Annotated in this window: 22 protein-coding genes and 1 pseudogene; 10 read left to right on the forward strand and 13 right to left on the reverse strand. The window is 66.7% G+C overall.

Annotation, left to right across the window (positions count from 1 at the left end):
• Window positions 1-79: 79 nt before the first annotated feature.
• Both ACM608_RS02495 and rpsD read right to left on the reverse strand, forming a co-directional pair.
• On the reverse strand, window positions 80-1,279 hold the full coding sequence (locus ACM608_RS02495) for a TCR/Tet family MFS transporter (RefSeq protein ID WP_419681581.1): 1,200 nt from the start codon (window positions 1,277-1,279) through the stop codon (window positions 80-82).
• Between the two features lie 97 nt (window positions 1,280-1,376).
• Window positions 1,377-1,991: a 30S ribosomal protein S4 gene (rpsD, locus tag ACM608_RS02500; protein ID WP_419681583.1), complete on the reverse strand. Its 615-nt coding sequence runs from the start codon at window positions 1,989-1,991 to the stop codon at window positions 1,377-1,379.
• A gap of 199 nt (window positions 1,992-2,190) precedes the next feature.
• On the opposite strand from rpsD, the gene ACM608_RS02505 reads away from it, so the two are divergent.
• Window positions 2,191-2,502, forward strand: a complete 312-nt coding sequence (locus tag ACM608_RS02505; protein ID WP_419681585.1) for a chorismate mutase — start codon at window positions 2,191-2,193, stop codon at window positions 2,500-2,502.
• Here ACM608_RS02505 and ACM608_RS02510 read toward each other — a convergent pair whose 3' ends face one another.
• The 5 genes and pseudogenes from ACM608_RS02510 to rpiB all read right to left on the reverse strand — a co-directional run bounded on the left by ACM608_RS02510 (window position 2,503) and on the right by rpiB (window position 5,888).
• Window positions 2,503-3,147, reverse strand: coding sequence for an RNA methyltransferase (locus tag ACM608_RS02510; protein ID WP_419681587.1), 645 nt, complete (start codon window positions 3,145-3,147; stop codon window positions 2,503-2,505).
• Between the two features lie 260 nt (window positions 3,148-3,407).
• Window positions 3,408-3,551: pseudogene (locus ACM608_RS02515) on the reverse strand (GIY-YIG nuclease family protein); the annotation flags it as partial.
• A 106-nt stretch (window positions 3,552-3,657) separates the two neighbouring features.
• Window positions 3,658-4,119, reverse strand: a complete 462-nt coding sequence (nrdR, locus tag ACM608_RS02520; RefSeq protein ID WP_419681588.1) for a transcriptional regulator NrdR — start codon at window positions 4,117-4,119, stop codon at window positions 3,658-3,660.
• The gene (gene glyA, locus ACM608_RS02525; protein WP_419681590.1) at window positions 4,120-5,433 is read right to left on the reverse strand and encodes a serine hydroxymethyltransferase; all 1,314 of its coding nucleotides are present in this window, start codon (window positions 5,431-5,433) and stop codon (window positions 4,120-4,122) included.
• On the reverse strand, window positions 5,430-5,888 hold the full coding sequence (rpiB, locus tag ACM608_RS02530) for a ribose 5-phosphate isomerase B (RefSeq protein ID WP_419681592.1): 459 nt from the start codon (window positions 5,886-5,888) through the stop codon (window positions 5,430-5,432). Before rpiB ends, glyA begins: the two co-directional genes overlap by 4 nt.
• Window positions 5,889-5,977: 89 nt before the next feature.
• On the opposite strand from rpiB, the gene ACM608_RS02535 reads away from it, so the two are divergent.
• Entirely contained in the window at window positions 5,978-6,409 is a 432-nt protein-coding gene (locus ACM608_RS02535) for a hypothetical protein (protein WP_419681593.1), read from the forward strand.
• Window positions 6,410-6,550: 141 nt separating this feature from the next.
• Here ACM608_RS02535 and hemA read toward each other — a convergent pair whose 3' ends face one another.
• Both hemA and murI read right to left on the reverse strand, forming a co-directional pair.
• Window positions 6,551-7,765 (reverse strand): 5-aminolevulinate synthase, encoded by a 1,215-nt coding sequence (gene hemA, locus ACM608_RS02540; protein WP_419681594.1) that lies wholly within the window; start codon window positions 7,763-7,765, stop codon window positions 6,551-6,553.
• A 131-nt stretch (window positions 7,766-7,896) separates the two neighbouring features.
• On the reverse strand, window positions 7,897-8,700 hold the full coding sequence (gene murI / locus ACM608_RS02545; protein WP_419681596.1) for a glutamate racemase: 804 nt from the start codon (window positions 8,698-8,700) through the stop codon (window positions 7,897-7,899).
• A gap of 103 nt (window positions 8,701-8,803) precedes the next feature.
• Here murI and plsY point away from each other — a divergent pair, with 103 nt between their 5' ends.
• The 4 genes from plsY to ACM608_RS02565 all read left to right on the forward strand — a co-directional run bounded on the left by plsY (window position 8,804) and on the right by ACM608_RS02565 (window position 11,594).
• Window positions 8,804-9,415 (forward strand): glycerol-3-phosphate 1-O-acyltransferase PlsY, encoded by a 612-nt coding sequence (gene plsY, locus ACM608_RS02550; protein WP_419681598.1) that lies wholly within the window; start codon window positions 8,804-8,806, stop codon window positions 9,413-9,415.
• Window position 9,416: 1 nt separating this feature from the next.
• On the forward strand, window positions 9,417-10,514 hold the full coding sequence (gene dprA / locus ACM608_RS02555; RefSeq protein ID WP_419681599.1) for a DNA-processing protein DprA: 1,098 nt from the start codon (window positions 9,417-9,419) through the stop codon (window positions 10,512-10,514).
• A gap of 77 nt (window positions 10,515-10,591) precedes the next feature.
• Window positions 10,592-11,362: a methyltransferase domain-containing protein gene (locus ACM608_RS02560; RefSeq protein ID WP_419681601.1), complete on the forward strand. Its 771-nt coding sequence runs from the start codon at window positions 10,592-10,594 to the stop codon at window positions 11,360-11,362.
• Window positions 11,319-11,594 carry a hypothetical protein gene (locus tag ACM608_RS02565; RefSeq protein WP_419681602.1) on the forward strand — a complete coding sequence of 92 codons (276 nt, stop codon included), beginning with the start codon at window positions 11,319-11,321 and terminating at the stop codon, window positions 11,592-11,594. Before ACM608_RS02560 ends, ACM608_RS02565 begins: the two co-directional genes overlap by 44 nt.
• On the opposite strand, the gene ACM608_RS02570 is transcribed toward ACM608_RS02565, so the two are convergent.
• The gene (locus ACM608_RS02570) at window positions 11,587-12,816 is read right to left on the reverse strand and encodes a class I SAM-dependent methyltransferase (protein WP_419681604.1); all 1,230 of its coding nucleotides are present in this window, start codon (window positions 12,814-12,816) and stop codon (window positions 11,587-11,589) included. The genes ACM608_RS02565 and ACM608_RS02570 overlap by 8 nt on opposite strands.
• Before the next feature lie 151 nt (window positions 12,817-12,967).
• Here ACM608_RS02570 and ACM608_RS02575 point away from each other — a divergent pair, with 151 nt between their 5' ends.
• Complete coding sequence (locus tag ACM608_RS02575; protein WP_419681606.1) at window positions 12,968-13,555, forward strand: EF-hand domain-containing protein; 588 nt, start codon at window positions 12,968-12,970, stop codon at window positions 13,553-13,555.
• 160 nt (window positions 13,556-13,715) lie between these two features.
• Here the strand turns inward: ACM608_RS02575 and rlmN are convergent, their stop codons facing one another.
• Complete coding sequence (gene rlmN, locus ACM608_RS02580; RefSeq protein ID WP_419681608.1) at window positions 13,716-14,900, reverse strand: 23S rRNA (adenine(2503)-C(2))-methyltransferase RlmN; 1,185 nt, start codon at window positions 14,898-14,900, stop codon at window positions 13,716-13,718.
• Between the two features lie 204 nt (window positions 14,901-15,104).
• On the opposite strand from rlmN, the gene ACM608_RS02585 reads away from it, so the two are divergent.
• Window positions 15,105-15,269, forward strand: a complete 165-nt coding sequence (locus tag ACM608_RS02585) for a hypothetical protein (RefSeq protein WP_419681610.1) — start codon at window positions 15,105-15,107, stop codon at window positions 15,267-15,269.
• A gap of 15 nt (window positions 15,270-15,284) precedes the next feature.
• On the opposite strand, the gene ACM608_RS02590 is transcribed toward ACM608_RS02585, so the two are convergent.
• The gene (locus ACM608_RS02590) at window positions 15,285-16,967 is read right to left on the reverse strand and encodes an amidohydrolase (protein WP_419681612.1); all 1,683 of its coding nucleotides are present in this window, start codon (window positions 16,965-16,967) and stop codon (window positions 15,285-15,287) included.
• On the reverse strand, window positions 16,964-17,830 hold the full coding sequence (locus tag ACM608_RS02595; RefSeq protein ID WP_419681614.1) for an NAD(P)-dependent oxidoreductase: 867 nt from the start codon (window positions 17,828-17,830) through the stop codon (window positions 16,964-16,966). The genes ACM608_RS02590 and ACM608_RS02595 overlap by 4 nt, the downstream gene beginning before the upstream one ends.
• Window positions 17,831-17,884: 54 nt before the next feature.
• On the opposite strand from ACM608_RS02595, the gene ACM608_RS02600 reads away from it, so the two are divergent.
• Both ACM608_RS02600 and ACM608_RS02605 read left to right on the forward strand, forming a co-directional pair.
• On the forward strand, window positions 17,885-19,132 hold the full coding sequence (locus tag ACM608_RS02600) for a threonine ammonia-lyase (RefSeq protein WP_419681616.1): 1,248 nt from the start codon (window positions 17,885-17,887) through the stop codon (window positions 19,130-19,132).
• Window positions 19,133-19,251: 119 nt separating this feature from the next.
• A complete protein-coding gene (locus tag ACM608_RS02605) occupies window positions 19,252-20,055 on the forward strand; it encodes an arginyltransferase (protein ID WP_419681618.1) in 804 nt (267 codons plus the stop codon).
• The last annotated feature ends 9 nt before the right edge of the window (window positions 20,056-20,064 follow it).

Consider the following 20,064-nt stretch of genomic DNA (forward strand, 5'->3'; position numbering starts at 1 on the left):
AGGACTCCGATGTACGGGCGCGCCCTGCGGGCGACGGATGAACCCTTCTATGGGCGGCAAGAGCGTCCGCGCAAGGCGGTCAGCGTGCGAAGCGGCGGGCGGTGATCGCCCCGCCGATCGCCGCCACGACGCTGATGAGGGCAGCGACCAGCAGGCTGATGCCGGGATGGTCGTCCACCGTCACCCCGTAGAGCCAGCCGAAGAACAGGGGAGAGGCGACGCCGGCGATCGCCCCGACGGAGTTGTTGGCCCCCTGCAACTGGCCCTGTTCGCTCTCCGAGACGCGCGCCGTCATCAGTGATTGGATGGTCGGCATCGCCAACCCCCAGAACGCATTGGGGATCATCGCCAGCGCGAACAGCAGCCCGGTATTGGCCAGCCCCATACAGGCGAGGCCGACCGCCCCCATCGCCAGCCCGATCACCATCGTCCGCCGATCGCCAAGCCGCTTCACAACGCGGCCGACGATCAAGCCCTGCATCACCACGTCGAGCACGCCGACAAAGGCGAGGAGCATGCCCACCTCGAACACGCCCCAGCCATAGCGGTGCCCGGCATAGAGCACGAACACCGCCGAGAAGACGTGATGCGCGAAATAGAGCGCAAAGTTGACGGTGGCGAGGCCGGTCAGCTCGGGATGAGAGAGGAGCAGCTTCAACGCGCCGAACGGGTTGGCTCGCGCCCATGAGAACGCCATCCGCTTCTCGCGTGGCAAAGACTCCGGCAGGATGAACAGACCGTAGACGAAGGCGAGCGCAGACAGCGCCGCCGCCACCCAGAACGGCACGCGCGGGCCGAAGGTGCCGAGCAACCCGCCCAGCGCCGGCCCCGCCACGAATCCTGCGCTGAACGCCGCGCTGATCAGGCCAAAGGCGCGGGCGCGGTCCTCCGGCGCGGTGATGTCGGCCATATAGGCGTAGATCGCGGTGAAGCTGGATGATGTGACGCCGCCGATGGCGCGGCCCACCGCCAGCCACCAGAGGTTTGGCGCCAGTGCCATCAGCGCCCAATCGATCGACAGCCCGGCGGCCGAAACCAGGATCGTCGGTCGCCGCCCATACCGGTCCGAGATCGAGCCGATCACCGGCGAGCACAGGAACTGCATCGCCGCCCAGATCGCCACCAGCGCGCCGTTCCAGAACCCTGCATCCGCCTCCGATCCGGTGAACTCGACGATCAACTGCGGCAGGACCGGGATGACCAGTCCCATCGCCATGATGTCCAGCACGGCGGTGACGAAGATGAAGCCGAGGGCGGGGCGGAAGGAGCGGAGAGTCATTGGATACCTCCGGCAGTGATGCGGGCGTGTTGCGCGCATGTGAAAAGGGCGGCCCCGTTGCCGGAGCCGCCCTTTCGCATTCGCGATGCCGCTGAACTTAGCGCGAGTAGAACTCGACGACCAGGTTCGGCTCCATCTTCACCGGATAGGGAACCTCGTCCAGCGTCGGCACGCGGACAAAGGTGACCTTGGCGGCGCCGTCGGGCGCGACATAGTCGGGGATGTCACGCTCGGAAAGGCTCTGCGCCTCCAGCACCAGCGCCATCTCCTGCGCCTTGGTGCCGAGCGTGATCTCGTCGCCCGGCTTCACCTTGCGCGAGGCGATGTTGCACTTCACGCCGTTGACGCGGACGTGACCGTGGCTGACCAGCTGGCGCGCGGACCAGATCGTAGGGGTGAACTTGGCGCGATAGACAACGGCGTCCAGGCGCTGTTCCAGCAGGCCGATCAGGTTCTGGCCGGTGTCGCCCTTCATGCGGGCCGCCTCGATGTAGTTCTTCTTGAACTGCTTCTCGGTGACGTCGCCGTAATAGCCCTTCAGCTTCTGCTTCGCCTTGAGCTGGATACCGTAATCGGTGGCCTTGCTCTTGCGGCGTTGACCGTGCTGGCCGGGGCCGTATTCGCGCTTGTTGACCGGGGACTTCGGACGGCCCCAGATGTTCTCGCCCATGCGGCGGTCGAGCTTGTACTTGGCGCTGCTGCGCTTCGACATGATACGTCCTTCAATTGCGTGACCCGGCCGGTTTGGCCTGATCGGTTAAGTCCCGGAACCGCGCTGCTGTCTTCATGCGAAGGGCAGGGCTACCGCTCTCACCGGGGTGCGGAGCCAATTGCGAAGGCGCGGCCTATGGCGAAAAGGTCTTGCGCCGTCAAGATGGACAGGCGGATGCCGCCTCCCTAGAGCGCGGAGCATGAACGACGGCGCGCTGGAACCCGACGATTGCACCACGATGGCGGAGGTCCGCATCGGGGTGGATACGGTTGACGAGGCTCTGTGCGAACTGCTCGGCAAGAGGTTCGCCTACATGCAGGCGGCCGCCCGCATCAAGACGGAGCGGAGCCAGGTTCGCGACGAGGCGCGCAAGACGCAGGTAATCGAGAACGTCCGGCTGGCGGCAGCGCTCAATGGCTGGCCGGCCGAGCTTGCGGCGAATTTGTGGGAGCGGCTCGTCGAAGCGTCGATCGCCTATGAGTTGGAGCGGTGGGACGACGCTCACCGCTGATCAGCGGGGCCGTGGTTTGGCCAGCGCGCTTAGCACCCCGCGCAGGGTCCGGACCTCCTGCGAGTTCCACGCGGGCTTGGTCAGGATAGAGCGAAGGGTGCGCCGCGTCGCTGGTACGCGATCCGGTGGAAAATAGAATCCGGCCTCATCCAGCATCCCGTCTAGCTGCGCGATCATGCCGTCCAGCTCGGCTTGCGGCGCGGGCGGGTCCAACGCGGTCGCGGTCGGCTGCACCAGAGGGGTGCGCTTCGACCATTCATAGGCGACCAGGATGACCGCTTGGGCGAGATTGAGGCTGCCGAACTCCGGATTGATCGGGACGGTCAGGATTGCGCGGGCAACCGCGACGTCATCGGTCTCCAGCCCCGATCGCTCCGGTCCGAACATGATCGCCGTCCTCTCCGGCGCGGCCCAGATCTCGGCTGCGGCCTCATCCGGCGTCACCACCGGCTTCGTCACGCCGCGCTTGCGGACCGTCGTCGCGTAGACGTGCGCACAGTCTGCGATCGCCTCCGCCAGCGTGTCGAACACGCGGGCGTTCTCAAGCACGAGATCCGCGCCGGACGCGGCTGGGCCAGCGTCGGGGTTGGGCCAGCCATCCCGCGGCGCGACCAGGCGCATGTCGGTGATTCCGAAGTTGAGCATGGCCCGGGCGGCCTTGCCGATGTTTTCGCCGAGTTGCGGGCGCACGAGGACGATGGCGGGGGAAAAGATTCCACTGTCCCGTCCGTTCCGAGCGAAGTCGAGGGACCTTGGCCGAGCGAAGGCGAGGCCCGCGCCAGCCGTTCCGAAGGCGGCTCGGCGGCAACGCTCAAGGCCTCCCAATCTCCGCGGATGAGCGCCTCCTTCTTGGCGCGTGACCAGGGCTTGATACGGTGCTCCGCCTCGCGTGCTTCATCGCGGGTCGAAAAAGGTTCGGACCAGACCAGCTCAACAGGGCGGCGTTCTGCGGTGTAGCCTGGAATCACGCCTTTCTGGTGCTCATAGACGCGGCGCTCAAGATCATCCGTCTGGCCGGTGTAGTAGCTGCCGTCCGCGCAGCGGAGCATGTAGGCCCAGAACGTCACGGCCTGCTCCGACAGTTGGTCCGGGCGCCTCGGCTTCGCTCGGCGATGGTCCCTCGACTTCGCTCGGGACGGACGGGCGTTTTAAGGATCACTCCCGCCCCGCATCCGCCACCTGCCCCGCGAAGTCTTCGAAGTCCTTCGCCTCGGCGAAGTCCTTGTAGACGCTCGCGAAGCGGATGTACGCGACGGTGTCGATCCCCTTAAGCCCCTCCATCAGCATCTGGCCGATGCGGGCGGAGGTGACCTCGCTTTCGCCGCTGGTTTCGATCTGGCGCTGGATGCCGGTGATCAGCCGCTCCAGCCGCGCCGCCTCTACGGGCCGCTTGCGGCAGGCGATGGCAATGGCGCGTTCCAGCTTCGCCCGGTCGAATGGCTCGCGGCTCTCGTCGGACTTCACCACGGTCAGCTCGCGCAGCTGCACCCGCTCGAACGTGGTGAACCGCGCGCCGCAATCCTCGCACTGGCGGCGGCGGCGGATGGAGGCGCCGTCCTCGGTCGGACGGCTGTCCTTCACCTGGCTGTCTTCATGCGAACAATACGGACAGCGCAATTACAGCTCCGGATAGATCGGGAAGCGGGCGCAGAGGGCCTCGACGCGACCCTTAACATTGGCCTCGACCTGCGCATCGCCATGCTCGCCCTTCTTGGCGAGCCCGTCCAGCACGTCGGCGATCATGTCGCCGATCTCACGGAATTCGGCCGGGCCGAAGCCGCGCGTGGTGCCGGCGGGCGATCCGACGCGGATGCCGCTGGTCTTGACCGGGGGCAGCGGATCGAAGGGGATGCCGTTCTTGTTGCAGGTGATGCTCGCCCGTTCGAGCGCCTCATCCGCGTCGCGGCCGGTGACGCCGAGGGGGGTGAGATCGACCAGCGCCAGATGCGTGTCGGTGCCGCCCGACACGATCTCCGCCCCGCGCTCCTTCAGCCGGGCGGCGAGCGCCTTGGCGTTCTCGATCACCGCTGCCGCATAGGCCTTGAAATCGGGCTGCAACGCCTCGCCGAAGGCCACCGCCTTCGCCGCGATGACGTGCATCAGCGGGCCGCCTTGAAGGCCCGGGAACACGGCCGAGTTGATCTTCTTCGCGATCGCCTCGTCATCGGTCATCACCATGCCGCCGCGCGGCCCGCGCAACGTCTTGTGCGTGGTGGTGGTGACGACATGGGCGTGGCCGAAGGGGGGCGGATGAACGCCGCCGGCGACGAGGCCTGCGAAATGCGCCATGTCGACCATGAACAACGCGCCGACCTCATCCGCGATCGCGCGGAAGCGGGCGAAGTCGATATGGCGCGGATAGGCCGAACCGCCGGTGATGATCAGCTTGGGGCGATGCTCCTTCGCCATCGCCTCCACCGCATCATAGTCGATCAGATGCGTGTCGCGGGTCACGCCGTACTGGACGGCGTTGTACCATTTGCCCGACAGCGCCGCCTTAGCGCCGTGGGTCAGGTGCCCGCCCGCGTCGAGGCTGAGGCCCATGATCGTGTCGCCGGGCTTGGTCAGCGCCAGCATCACCGCGCCGTTCGCCTGCGCGCCCGAATGCGGCTGCACATTGGCGAAGCCGCAGCCGAACAGCTGCTTGGCGCGCTCGATCGCCAGCGTCTCGACCTCGTCGGACGGCGCGCAGCCCTGATAGTAGCGCTTGCCGGGATATCCCTCCGCGTACTTGTTGGTGAAGACCGAGCCCTGCGCCTCCAGCACCGCCTTCGACACGATGTTCTCGCTGGCGATCAGCTCGATCTGGTTCTTCTCGCGCGCGATCTCCTTTTGCACGCCGCCGAAGACGGCCGGATCGGCGTCGGCGAGGCTGCGGCTGAAGAAGCCGTCGCTGCGGATGGGGAGGGCGGGGACGGGCTGGGTGCTCATGCGGTCACCTTCTGCAGATCGGGGTTGGAAAGCTTGTCCACGCGGCGGGCGTGGCGGTCGCCGGCGAAATCGGTCGAAAGGAAGGTTTCGAGGCAGGCCCGGGCCATGTCCGGCCCGGTCAGCCGCGCGCCCATGGCGATGACATTGGCGTCGTTATGCTCGCGCGCCAGCTTTGCCGAAAGCGGTTCCGACACGAGGGCGCAGCGGCATTCCGGGTGGCGGTTCACCGCGATCGAGATGCCGATGCCCGAACCGCAGAGCGCCACGCCACGTGTCGCCCTGCCGTCGATGATGGTGTGGGCGAGGCGATAGCCGAAATCGGGATAGTCGACGCTCTCCGGCCCGTCGGTGCCGAGGTCGATGACTTCATGCCCCTGCTCGCGCAGCCAGGCGGCGAGGGTCGCCTTCAACTCATAAGCGCCGTGATCGGAGGCGATGGCGATACGCTCGGCCATTGCAGGGTCCATTGCTGGTTGACTCGGATGGCGCGCTCTCTAGTCGTTCACGGTGCTCAATGCCACAAGCTGTTGATGGAGAAGTTGACGTGCGCCGGATAGCTCTTCTTGCCCTTGGTCTCGCGCTCGCGGGCTGCGGCGGCGACGCGCCCGAGGCGAACGACGTGGTCGTGGAGACGAACTACGCCGCGATCACCATTCCGGAGCGGCAGTCCCCGATCTTCTCCTCGCCCGCCGCCGACTGGATCGGGCATTGGAGGGGGCCGGAGGGGCTGACGCTCGACATCGCCCGCGACGAGAAGACGGGCGACGGGATCTACTCGCTTAAGATGAAGTACACGTTGGATGACGAGGGCAGCTTCAAGGCGGTCGCGACGCCCACCGGCCTGTCGTTCGAACGCAATGGAAAGCCGCTCACCGTCACCGCCGGATCGGGCGCGAAGACCGGCATGAAGTGGCTGGCCGGCAAGAAGGACTGTCTGGTCGTGATCTACGGCTCGGAGGGGTATTGCCGCGACTAAACTGATGCGAGTGGCGTATGCGGACGGCGGTGAGGGGCAGGGCGAGTTTGAATGCTCCCAGTTCGTCATTCCCAATCTGAGGAAGGGGATGACGGCGGGTGCGTGAGTTCGCTATGGTGAGCGAGAACTGGAGGGCGGAAGTTACGCCGCCCGCTTCAACTCGATCCGGCTCCAGATCTCGACCAGTGCATCGGTCAGTTCCTGCATCATCATTTCGTCATGCGCCGGACCCGGGGTGAAGCGCAGCCGCTCGGTGCCTCGCGGCACGGTGGGGTAATTGATCGGCTGAACGTAGACGCCGTATTCGGCGAGCAGGATGTCGCTGACCCGCTTCGCCTTCACAGGGTCGCCGATCATCAGGGGCACGATATGCGTTGTCGTCTCCATGACCGGCAGCCCGGCATCGGCGAACATCGCCTTCAATCGCGCCGCCCCTGCCTGCTGCCCGTCGCGTTCCACGGACGAAGCCTTCAGGTGGCGCACGCTGGCCAGCGCACCCGCGACCAGCACCGGCGACAGGCTGGTGGTGAAGATGAACCCCGGGGCGTAGGAGCGTATCACGTCGATGATCATCTGGTCGGCCGCGATATAGCCGCCCATCACGCCGAAAGCCTTGCCGAGCGTACCCTCGATGATCGTCAGCCGGTCGGCCACCGCCTCCCGGTCCGAAATGCCGCCGCCGCGCGGGCCGTACATGCCGACGGCGTGGACCTCGTCGAGATAGGTCAGCGCATTGTACTTGTCGGCGAGGTCGCAGATCGCCGCGATCGGCGCCACGTCCCCGTCCATCGAATAGACGCTTTCGAAGGCGATCAGCTTGGCGGCGTCCGCAGGAGCGGCGGCCAGCAGCTCTTCGAGATGCTCAAGGTCGTTGTGGCGGAACACCTGCTTCTCGCAGCCCGAATTGCGGATGCCCGCGATCATCGATGCGTGGTTCAGCTCGTCCGAGAAGACGATGCAGCCCGGCAGGATCTTGGCGAGGGTTGAGAGCGTCGCCTCGTTCGAAACATAGCCACTGGTGAACAGCAGCGCGCCTTCCTTGCCGTGCAGGTCGGCCAGCTCGCGCTCCAGATCGACATGGTAATGCGTGTTGCCGCCGATGTTGCGGGTGCCGCCGGAGCCCGCGCCCACATCGTGCAGCGCCTCTTCCATCGCCGCCAGCACGCTCGGATGCTGGCCCATCGCGAGATAGTCGTTGGAGCACCAGACGGTGATCGGCTTCGGCCCGTTATGCCCGTGGAAGCAGCGAGCGTTCGGGAACATGCCCTTGTTGCGCAGGATGTCGATGAACACGCGATAGCGGCCCTCGGCATGCAGCCGATCAATCGCCTGCGTGAAGATGCGCTGATAGTCCACCTGGCACTCCCCGGCGCCCTACCCGGCGCCTCCGCTCCGCAAATATCGCCGGGGCACATAGACTTGGGGGCGGCGCTTGGCCAGTGCGAACGGCTCGCAAGGATTCCGATCAGAGTGAACGCGCGTGGCGCTTACAACACCTCGATCCGGGCGAGACCGCGCGCGGCAAGGCCGGGGGCAAGCGCCTGATTGGCGGGTGTATCGGATGTGAATACCGCCAGCCCCGGCCCCGGCTCTGACGGCCATTCCTGCCCCTCGGTCAGCACGGCCACCCGGCGCGCGATACCGGCACCGCCGTCCACGAACTGGAGGAGCTGGGGCGCGGCGGCGGCAAGCTCCTCCTGCACCAGCGGGAAATGCGTGCAGGCGAGGACCACCGTGTCGAGCCGCTCTCCGCCCGGCTGTCCGCTCAGCGCCGCAAGCTCGCGCTCGTAAACGGCCGGATCGACCGCCTCGCCGCGCAGCTTCGCCTCCGCCGCCTTCACCAGCGCGTCGGACCCGTGGCGCAGCACGGTGCAGTCCGCGGCGAACTCGGCCGAAAGCTTGTCGACATAACGCTGCCGAACCGTACCGGCGGTGCCGAGCACGCCGATCACCCGACTCTTTGACACCAGCGCCGCCGGCTTGATCGCAGGCACCGTGCCTACCACCGGCAGGTCGAGGGCCGCACGGATCTCCGGCAGGGCAATGGTGCTCGCCGTGTTGCAGGCGATGACGATCAGGCGCGGGCGATAGCGTTCAACCAGCCGGCCGAGCAGGGCCGGCACGCGCGCCGCGATCTCGGCCTCGGTCTTGGTGCCATAGGGGAAGCCTGCCGAATCCGCCGCGTAGACGATCGGCGCGGCGGGTATCAGCGCGCGGACGGGGCCGAGCACGGAAAGCCCGCCAACTCCGGAATCGAACAGCAATATCGGCCGTGTGTCGCTCACAGGCATTCAGGTAGCAGCGCGCCGCGCCGCCGCAAGGGCCGCTTGATCGAAGGTGTTGCGGTGGCGGCACCATCGCTTATGCTGCGGGATCGCGGGGGAGCGCTTGTTGATGACCGCCTGGTTTCCACCGGCCGCCGCGCTGGTGATCGGATATCTGCTTGGCTCGATTCCGTTCGGGCTTATCCTGACGCGCCTCGGCGGCGCGGGCGACATCCGCAATATCGGGTCCGGCAACATCGGGGCGACCAACGTGCTCCGCACCGGGCGCAAGGGCCTTGCCGCCGCGACCCTTATCCTCGACGCACTCAAGGGCGCGGTGGCAGTCTGGGTCACCGCGCTGATCGCGCCAGACCTCGGCGTTGTCGGTGCCGTAGGCGCGTTCTTTGGGCATCTCTATCCGGTCTGGCTCCGCTTTCGAGGCGGGAAGGGGGTCGCGACCCTGCTGGGCCTTGCGCTCGCGCTCCATTGGCCCTGCGGCCTCGTCTACGCGGTGGTGTGGATCGGCGCTCTCGCGCTCTCGCGTCGTTCGTCGGTCGGGGGCATGTCGGCGGCGATCGTCCTTCCGGTCTCCGCGATGGCGATGCGCCAGCCCGCTCTGACCCTCGTCTTCATTCCCCTCGCGGCGCTGCTGCTGTGGAAGCATCGCGCCAACATCGCCCGCCTTTTGGACGGCACCGAGCCGAAGGTCGGTGCCAGGACGGCGGAGGCAAGCGACGCCTGACATGGGCGCTCCGGCCGGTCCTGCGGATGCCGTCGCCCGGCTGCGCCTTGCGCGCTCGGCGCAGATCGGTCCCGTCACTTACCGCCAGCTTGTTCTCCGGTTCGGCAGCGCGGAAGCGGCGCTGGACGCCGTGCCGCAACTCGCCGCGCGTGGGGGGCGTCGCGACGTCCGCCTCGCCAGCGTGGCCGATGCGGAGCGGGAACTGGCTGCGATCACCCGCAAAGGCGCACGCTGTCTCTTCGTGGGAACGGCCGCCTACCCGCCGCTCCTCTCAGCGATCGACACTGCGCCGCCGATGCTGATCGTCTCAGGGGACGCCGGCCTGCTTGACCGTCCCACCGTCGCCATCGTCGGCGCACGCAATGCCTCGGCCGCCGCATGCCGCTTCGCGCGTGAGATCGCCTTCGATCTGGGGGAGGCGGGCGTGACGGTCATCTCGGGTCTCGCTCGAGGCATCGACACGGCGGCCCATCACGGATCGCTGGGCTCCGGCACGGTGGGCGTGGTCGCAGGCGCCATCAACGTCTTCTACCCGCCGGAGAATGAAGGGCTGCAGCGCGAGATCGCCGCGAAGGGCCTCCTCGTCGCCGAACAGCCACCCGGCACCGAGCCGCGCGCGCGCCACTTCCCTTATCGCAACCGCATCATCGCCGGCCTAGCCCAGGCGACCGTGGTGGTCGAGGCTGCACCCAAGTCCGGCTCCCTCATCACCGCGCGCCTTGCCGCCGAGTTCGGGCGTGAGGTGCTGGCCGTTCCCGGCTCCCCGCTCGACCAGCGCGCGCAAGGCTGCAATCTGCTGATCCGAGAGGGCGCCACCCTGATCCAGAACGCCGCCGATGTGCTGGAGGCGCTCCGCCCGATCGGCACGGGGCTGGTGCGCGAGCCGCCCGCTGCCTGGGCGGGCGCGCAGATGGACAACGCGTCGGATGCCGACCGCCAGCGCATCCTCGACCTGCTCGGCCCCACCCCCGTCAGCGTCGACGAGATCGTCCGCCAATCCGGGCTGCCCGCCGGTGTCGTGCAGACCGTCCTGCTCGAACTGGAACTCGCCGGCCGCCTCGATCGCCATGCCGGCGGCCGCGCCAGCCTGGCGGTGTAGCCGCGCCGCTCTGCGCCTTGTCCCTAAGTCGTCGAGCAGTATACCCCATCAGGTCGCATACGGGTAAGGGGGCGTTCGTGGTCGATAGCCGGCGGTCCACAATTGATTCAGGGGATTACTGGGACAAGCGCTACGCCACGGGCCGCAACTCCGGGGCCGGAAGCTACGGCCGCCTGGCAAAGTTCAAGGCCGCATTTCTCAACCGCTTCATCGAAGCGAACGGCGTGGAGAGCGTGGCCGATTTCGGCTGTGGCGACGGTAACCAACTGAGCCTCATGAACGTCAGAGGCTATATCGGTGTCGATGTCTCGAAAACGGTCCTCGATCAGCTGAAAACCCGCTTCGCGGATCGCCCGGAACTTGTCTTCCGCCATACTTCCGAACTGGCCGACGTTGCGCCATGCGAGCTCGCGATGTCAATCGACGTTATCTATCATCTGGTCGAGGACGATGTCTTCACCGCCTATATCGATCGCCTGTTCGCCTTCGCCACGAAGTTCGTCGTCATCTATTCCGACGATCGGGAGGTTCCCTATGGCGGCAAGCATGTGAGGCATCGAAAGTTCTCAGACTATGTGGCTGCCTCGCAGCCCGATTGGTCGTTGGCCGGGCATGTGCCCAATCCCTATCCTTTCGACCCGGCCAACAAGAACAAGACCAGCTTCGCGGATTTCTACATCTACGCGCGCCAGGGCGAGGCGGCGGTCATCCCGCCGGCGATCGTACCGCCTGCCCCGGCGCGACCGGCCCCACGTCCGCCATCGCGGAGTTCCTTCGCGGCAAGGCTTGTGCGATGGGTGAAGCATGGACCTCGACGCGTTGCTTCTTCATTATTTCGGCACAGATGATCCCAACACGCTCAGCGACTTCGCGCTGAAGATCGGGCTGGAGCGGCTGTCGGTCGATTTCGGGACGGAGAATGAGCCGAGCCGTCGCTTTGCGCTCTGGACGCTGCTGGAAGTCTTCGACCAGGCACCCCCGCCAGCAATGGCGTTCGAGAAGGACGAGGCGCTCCGCCGCGCGGCCGAGGACTACCTTACTGCCGCCTTCCGCATGGAGCGCGACGAGGACCCTAGCTGAAGGGCGTCAGGTCGTGCTCGGTCGCGGTCATGTAGTCGCGCGTCATCGGCAGGGCGTAGCGGTCGCGGATGTATTGCAGCTGGAAGTTGACATGGTCGCCGAACTTGAAGGCGGCCGCCGCCCCGGCGAGGTAGAACTGCCACATGCGGAAGAATCGCTCGTCATAAAGCGCGACGATTTCTGCCTTCGCCGCGTTGGTCCGCGCGTACCATTCGTCCAGCGTCAGCGCGTAATGCAGGCGCAAGGTCTCGACGTCGCTGACGATCAGATGCGCCCGCTCGCTGGCGGTGACGATCTCCGATAGCGACGGGCTGTACCCGCCGGGGAAGATGTACTTGGCCGTCCAGGCATCCGTCACGCCGGGTGTGCCTATCCGGCCGATCGTGTGGAGCAGCATCGCCCCGTCCTCGGCCAGCAGCGACCGGCACTTGGCGAAGAAGGTCTCGTAATGCGCCGGCCCGACATGCTCGAACATGCCGACCGACACGATGCGGTCGAACGTGCCGGTGACATTGCGATAGTCGATCAGCTCGAACTTCACCTTGTCGGCCACACCCTTCTCCTCGGCGCGGCGGCGGGCGACCTTCAGCTGTTCCTCGGACAGGGTGACGCCCAGCACCTCGGCACCGGACACCTCGTTGATGTAGAGCGCCATCCCGCCCCAGCCGCAGCCGATGTCGAGCACGCGGTTGCCCGGCCGCAGGTTCAGCTTCGCCGCGATATGCGCCTTCTTGTCGCGCTGCGCCTGTTCCAGGCTGTTCGCCGGATCGGTGTAATAGGCGCAGCTGTACTGCCGGTCGGCGTCGAGGAAGAGGTCGTAGAGCCGGTCGGAAAGATCGTAATGATGCGCGACGTTGCGCTTCGACTTCGCCTGCCAGTTGATGCGGTCAAGCTTGCCTTTCACCGATCCCAAGGCACGCCGCAGCGCGGAATCCTGCAGCAGGCCCGCATTCTCCCAGCGGAGATTGTGGAGAATGATGTCGATCAGGTCGCGGATGTCGCCCTGTTCGACGATAAGCCGCCCGTCCATGAACCCTTCGCCCGCGCCCAGTTGCGGGTTGCTGATGATCGCGCGCTGCACTGCGCTGTCGGTCAGACGGATGGTGAGTTCGGGGAAGCCGTCCGCCGCTCGTCCATATTCGTGAACCCTGCCGTCCGGGTCGATGGCGATCAGCCGGCCGTTGACAACGATCCGCTTCAGAAAGGCGTCGAGCATCCACATGCCGGCGTTCTTAGAGGTCTTTGCGCGGCGCGATCAACGGGGAGAAAGCTGACCTGAGGCTGACAGCCGCATTCAGGAGGACGTCAGTGCGACTCGTCTAGTTGGATTGCACAGCGGCGCGGTGGCGCGCCCAATGTGTAGGAGATTGAACATGAGGAAGTTTCTGACCTTGGGCCTCGTCAGCCTCGCAACCGTGGCGGCGATGCCGGCGCTCGCCGATCAGGCCAAGCAGCCGCGCGGTCCGGAGACCCGCGCCGAAGCTCAGACCAAGGCGGAACAGCATTTCGCCCGCTTCGACACCGATCGCAACGGCGTCGTCACCAAGACGGAGTTCGATGCCGCGCGGGAGAAGATGCGCGGCGAATGGCAGGCCAAGCGTGCCGAGCGTCACGGCGAGCGCTTCGCCAAGCTGGATGCCGACAAGAACGGACAGCTGTCCAAGGCCGAATGGGACGCCGGCGCTGCGCATCGCGGTGCGGGAAAGGGCGCCGACGCCAAGGGCTCGGACCGGGATCATCGGGGTTATGGGATGCACCGCATGTCCGGCCACGGCGGTGGCCGCTGGTTCGATCGTCTCGACGCCAACAAGGACGGTCAGGTGACCAGGGCCGAGGCCGTCGCCGCCAGGCTGGCGATCTTCGACAAGGTTGACGCCAACAAGGACGGCACCGTCACGCCGGAGGAGCGCAAGGCCGGCTGGGACGCGAAGCGGGCCGAGTGGAAGGCCAAGCGCGGCTGACGCCCCGTCGCCCCGCCCTTTGCCGCTGTGGCAGGGCGGGGCGTGGTCGCCAGTACATCCGAGTATCCGGGAACGTCATGATAGGCGAAACCATCGTCGTCCGCTGGGCCGATGCGGACACGGCCGATCGCGCCGTCGCCCTGTTCCGCGCCAAAGCCGTTTAGCCCAGAGCCGCCTGCTTCTCTTCCGCCAGTCGGTCGAGCTCGGCCCGGCTCTTCTTCTCGCTCGCGGTCTTCAGCTGTCCGCATGCGGCGTTGATGTCCCGCCCGCGCGGCGTGCGCACGGGTGCGGAGATGCCGGCTTCGAACACGATGTCGGAAAAACGCTTCACCCGCTCGGGCGTGCTCGTCTCATAGGCAGCACCGGGCCAGGGATTGAACGGGATCAGGTTGACCTTGGCCGGCAGCTTGAACTTGCGGATCAGCCGGACGAGCTCGCGCGCATCCTCGTCGCTGTCGTTCTTGTCCCTAAGCATGACGTACTCGAATGTGATCCGCCGCGCATTGTTGACGCCGGGATAGTCAGCGCAGGCCTGCAGCAGCTCCTCGATCCCGTATTTGCGGTTGAGCGGCACGATCTCGTCTCGCACCTCCTTCGTCACCGCATGAAGCGACACCGCCAAGTTCACGCCGATCTCGCGCCCCGCCCGCTCCATCATCGGCACCACGCCGGAGGTCGAAAGCGTGATGCGACGGCGGGAGAGGGCGAGGCCGTCGCCGTCCATGACGATCGACAGGGCGTCGCGCACCGCGTCGAAGTTATAGAGCGGCTCGCCCATCCCCATCATGACGATGTTGGTCAGCATCCGCCCGTCGGGACTGGACGGCCACTCGCCAAGCGAATCTCGCGCCAGCATCACCTGCCCGACGATCTCGCCTGCCGTCAGGTTGCGCACCAGCCGCATCGTGCCGGTGTGGCAGAATCGGCAATTGAGCGTGCAGCCCACCTGGCTCGACACGCAGAGTGTACCGCGATCCGCATCGGGGATGAACACCATCTCGTAGTCGTTGCCGTCATCCGACCGCAGCAGCCATTTGCGCGTCCCATCGGTCGAGACCTGCGCCTCCACGACTTCCGGCCGCGACAAGACGAAGCGGTTTGCAAGCCAGAGGCGCATGTCCTTGGCGATATCGGTCATCACCGCGAAGTCGGTGGCGCCACGATTGTAGATCCAGTGCCAGAGCTGCTTGGCGCGAAGCTTCGCCTGACGCGGCTCCAGCTGCGCGGTCTCCAGCGCCATGCGGATCTCGTCGCGCGCAAGGCCGATCAGATCGATGCGCCCATCCTTGCGCGGCGGCAGGGTGCGCGGGACGGGCACGGGATCGACATGGCCGGGTATGGCCATCGGCGTTATTGTCTGGGGAGCGTTCACCCTACGCACTTAATCTATCCGGCCCGATTTTTCCATCCGGCGTTCGCGGGACCTCCTCCACATCCGTGTTGCAGCCGCGAAGCCATGATCGTCCGCGTCTCGAATTAGGACGGTTCCGCCGATGCTTGAGAATTTGTTGCTGCTGCGAATCCATTACACGTTGGTTAAAGGCGTGTTATGCACGAGCAGGAGCAGCAAATCGCCGCCTTGAGGGCGCGTGCTCGCCGTTATCGGGAAATGGCCATGGGCGCCGACCCCCGCACGCGCGACGCCCTGGTGAGCGAGGCCGAAGCCGCCGAGCGCCGGGCCGCCCGCCTGTCACAAGAGGCCGGCGCACCCTAGGACCGCTTCTCTCGCCTATTTGGCGGTCCATACCCGCGCCCCGCCAATCCACGTTTCCATCACCTTCGTCGCCCTGATCTGTTCGGCCGTCACGGTGAAGATGTCGCGGTCGAGCAGCAGGAAGTCGGCGTGGTGGCCCGGCTCAAGCGAACCCAAACGATCCTCGGCGAAACCAGCGAAGGCCGCACCCTTCGTATACGCGGCGAAGGCCTGTTCGAGGGTCACCTTCTCCTGTGGCTGCCACCCGCCCGCTGGCGCGCCCTTCTCGTCCTGCCGGGTCATCGCCGTCGCAATCCCGGCAAACGGATCCGGCTTCTCGACCGGCACGTCCGATCCGAACGCCAGCGGCGCGCCTGCACGCGCGATGCTCGCCCAGGCATAGGCGCCAGCCAGCCGGTCCGGCCCCAGCCGCGCCTCCGCCATCAGGCGGTCGGAGGTCTCGTGAACCGGCTGCATCGACGCGATCGTGCCGAACTTGCCGTACCGCTGGATGTCTCTCGAATCGACCACCTGCGCATGTTCGATACGCCAGCGTCGGTCGCCCTTGTAGGTGTCCGACAGTTCCTCGATCGCGTCGAGGACCTGCGCGTTCGCCGCGTCGCCGATCGCGTGGACGGCGACCTGCAGATTGTCCATCGCCGCCCGGCTCATCAGGTTGCGCAGCTTGGCGTCGTCCAGGAAGGACAGCCCCTTCTGGTCTTGCCGGTCGGCATAGGGCACCTTCAGCCAGGCCCCGCGCGATCCCAGAGCCCCGTCGTCGTAGAGCTTCACGCCGACCATGCGCAGCCGGTCGCCATAGAGCCAGGGCGTCGGCCCCGTCCCCGCGATCGAGATCGCCGGCTCGACACCGGCCGAGTAGGAGATGATGCGGACGCGCAGCCGCCCCGCGTCGCCGGATCGGCGATAGGTGTTCCAGTCGTCGAAGCTGGTCCCCATGTCGGCGATCGCGGTGATGCCGTAGCCGAGCAGAATGTCCTGCGCCTTGGCGAACGCCGTATCAGCCTCGCGCGGCAGCGGTGGCGGCACGAACTTCGCGACGAGATCCTGCGCCTTGTCGATGAACAGGCCGGTCGGCTGGCCCGCCGCCATCTCGATCCGCCCGCCTTCCGGTGCTTTCGACGCGGCGGTCACACCCGCCTCCCGCAGTGCAAGAGTATTTCCTACGCTGGCATGGCCGTCCACCCGCTCCAGCCATACCGGCCGGTCCGGCACCACCGCGTCCAGATCGGCGGCCGTGGGCATAGCGCGGTTGGGCCACAGCTCCTGGTTCCAGCCGCCCCCGGTGATCCACTTCAGATTGGGCCGCTCCGCCGCATAGGCGCGGAGCTTGGCCTGCAACTCGCCAAGCGACGCCGCCCCGGTCAGATCCAGCCGGATCGCGCTGAAGCCCAGCCCCATGACGTGGCCATGCCCGTCTATGAGCCCCGGGATCAGCGTCCGCCCCTGTCCATCAAGCCGGAAGTCGAGATAAGCCGGCCGCTTGTCGCCGCGCCCAAGCAGCTTCACGACCTTGCCGCTCTTGACCAGCATCCCGTCGAAGCGGACGAGCTTGCCCGCCTTGTCCAGCGTGTACCCGTTGACATTGTCCACCAGCCCGCCTGCGCTGGTGGTATCCACGGGAGCCGCCACCCGCTTCTTGGCGGCGGCAGGGGCGGCCAATGCCAGTACCGCGACCAGCGCGAGGGCAAGTGCCCTCACTTCACCAGCCTCCGCACCAGAGACGACGTGTCGTTCCGCCCGCCACCCATCGCCTGAACCTCGCCATAGAACTGGTCGACCAGCGCCGCGACCGGCAGAGACGCCCCGTTGCGCCGTGCCTCATCCAGCGTCAGTCCCAAATCCTTGCGCATCCAATCGACCGCGAAGCCGAAGTCGAACTTGCCGTCCGCCATCGTCTCCCAACGGTTCAGCATCTGCCAGCTCGACGCCGCCCCGCCGGAAATCGCCTCGAACACCTTGCCCGTGTCCAGCCCCGCCGCTTTGGCGAAGCCGACCAACTCGGCCAGGCCCTGGACCAGTCCCGCGATCGCGACCTGATTGCACATCTTGGCCAACTGCCCCGCGCCGGCCTCTCCGATCCGCGTGATCCGCTTGCCATAGGCCTGCATCATCGGCACCGCCGCCTCGTAGTCCGCCACGGCGCCGCCGCACATGATGGTCAGCGTGCCGCCTTCCGCCCCGGCCTGCCCGCCGGAGATCGGCGCGTCGAGGACCCTCAGCCCGCGCGCCGCGCCCTCGACAGCAAGCCGGCGTGCGATATCGGCCGAAACCGTGGTGTGATCCACGAACAGCGCCCCCTCAGCCATCACCGCGAAGCAGCCATCCGGCCCAAGCGTCACCGCCTCCAGATCATGGTCCGCCCCGACGCAGGAGAACACCGCCTCCGCGCCCTCGGCCGCCTCCGCCGGCGTCGCCGCCGCCCGTCCGCCATGCGCGGCGACCCAGGCTTCCGCCTTGGCGCCGGTCCGGTTGTAGACGGTGACGTCGTGCCCTGTGGCGGTGAGGTGGCGGGCCATGGGCGCACCCATGACGCCCAGCCCGAGGAAGGTGACCTTTGCCATACCCCGCGCATAAGCCGTGTTTCACGGCCCCGCCAGATGGAGTAGGGCGCAGACATGGCTACCGCACAACAATCCGCGCCTGAGGTCACGCCTCTGGTCAACATCGACGATGTCCGCGCCGCTTACGCTCGGATCGCACCGTCGATCGTGCGGACGCCGACACTGCTCAGCAAGACGCTCTCAAATTTGACCGGCGCCACCGTCTACCTGAAGTTCGAAAACCTGCAGTTCACCGCCGCCTACAAGGAGCGGGGGGCGCTCAACAAGCTGCTGCTCCTGACCGATGACGAGAAGCGGCGCGGCGTGATCGCGGCGTCGGCCGGCAACCACGCCCAGGGCCTCGCCTACCACGCCGCCCGTCTCGGCATCCCAGCGACCATCGTCATGCCGAAACCGACACCGGTGGTGAAGATCTCCCAGACCGAGGGCCATGGCGCGCAGGTGATCCTGCATGGCGAGCGGTTCGACGACGCCCACGCCCATGCGCTGGCCGTCGCCGCCGATCGTGGCATGACCTTCGTTCACCCCTTCGACGATCCCGCAATCATCGCTGGGCAGGGGACCGTCGCCCTCGAGATGCTGGACGACGCGCCCGACATCGATACGCTGGCAATCCCGATCGGCGGCGGCGGCCTGATCTCCGGCTGCTCCACCGTCGCTCGCGCGCTCCGGCCCGACACGAAGATCATCGGCGTACAGGCCGAACTCTACCCGTCAATGTATGCCAAGCTGCGCGGGCTGAAGCTCCCCTGCGAAGGCGATACCCTGGCAGAGGGCATCGCGGTGAAGGTGCCGGGCGAACTCACCTCACGCATCGTCCGCGATCTCGTCGACGACATCCAGCTCGTCACCGAGCGCGATCTCGAACGCGCGCTCTCGCTTCTCCTCCAGATCGAGAAGACGGTGGTCGAAGGGGCAGGGGCCGCCGGCCTCGCCGCCATGCTCTCGCACCCCGCGCAGTTCCGCGGCCGCACCGTCGGCATCGTGCTTTGCGGCGGCAATATCGACACGCGCCTGCTCGCCAACGTCCTGCTGCGCGACCTTGCCCGTTCCGGCCGTCTTGCCCGCATCCGCATCAGCCTGCAGGACCGGCCGGGCACGCTCTACAACGTCGCCCGCGTCTTCCAGGAACAGAACGTCAATATTCTGGAGCTCTATCATCAGCGCATCTTCACCACCCTGCCGGCCAAGGGGCTGACGCTGGATGTGGAATGCGAGACCCGCGATCAGGCGCAGCTCGATCGCCTGATGGATGCGTTGGCGCGGGAGGGGTACGAGGCGACTCGGGTGGAGCTTGCTTAAAAGAGGGTAAAGACCGGCCGGGTTAACCACCTTTCGTGGTTAACGCCCCTTTTCCTATTGCAACCTTGCCTTCATATTCCCCTTTGTCAGCAACCGAAGCAGAGGGAATCGAGAGGACTGTGACCGCGCCGTTTCGCTTTCCCCGCTTCTTCGTCACCGCGCCGAGCCCGTGCCCCTATCTCCCGGGTCGGACCGAGCGGAAGGTGTTTACGGAGCTGACGGGCGGCAACGCGGCGGAGCTGAACGACGCGCTCGGCCGCATCGGTTTCCGCCGCAGTCAGGGTGTCGCCTACCGGCCGAGCTGCCAGAGCTGCAACGCCTGCGTCTCCGTCCGCGTCATGGCAGAGGAGTTCCGGCCCAACGCCACCCAGCGCAAGCTGATGCGCAGGAACGACGATCTCGTCGTCACCGCCTGCAAGCCGTGGACCACGGAGGAGCAGTTCGACCTCCTCCGCCGCTATCTCGCCGCCCGCCATCCGGGCCGCGGTATGGCCGAGATGGATGAGAACGACTACGCTGACATGGTCGAACAGACGCCCGTCAACAGCTACGTCATCGAATATCGGGAGCCGGCGCCGCACGGCCGCGGTCGCCTGATCGGTGCCTGCCTGACCGATCAGCAGGATGACGGGCTGTCGATGATCTACAGCTTCTTCGATCCCGACCTGGCGAGCCGCCCCGGTCTCGGCACCTACATCATCCTCGACCACATCGCCCGCGCCGCCCAGGCGCGCCTGCCCTATGTCTATCTCGGCTACTGGGTGAAGGGCTCGGCCCGGATGCAGTACAAGACCAAGTTCCAGCCGATGGAGGGACTTGGGCCGAGCGGCTGGCGGCGCATGGAACCGACGGACTATGCGGACGACACGGTCCAAGGCCTCGGCGCGGGGCTCAAGCCGGATCTGAAAGCGGTGGTGCGGTAAAAGTAACGC

The sequence above is a fragment of the Sphingomonas sp. ID0503 genome (assembly GCF_048565625.1).
GTDB lineage: Bacteria > Pseudomonadota > Alphaproteobacteria > Sphingomonadales > Sphingomonadaceae > JBLZUR01.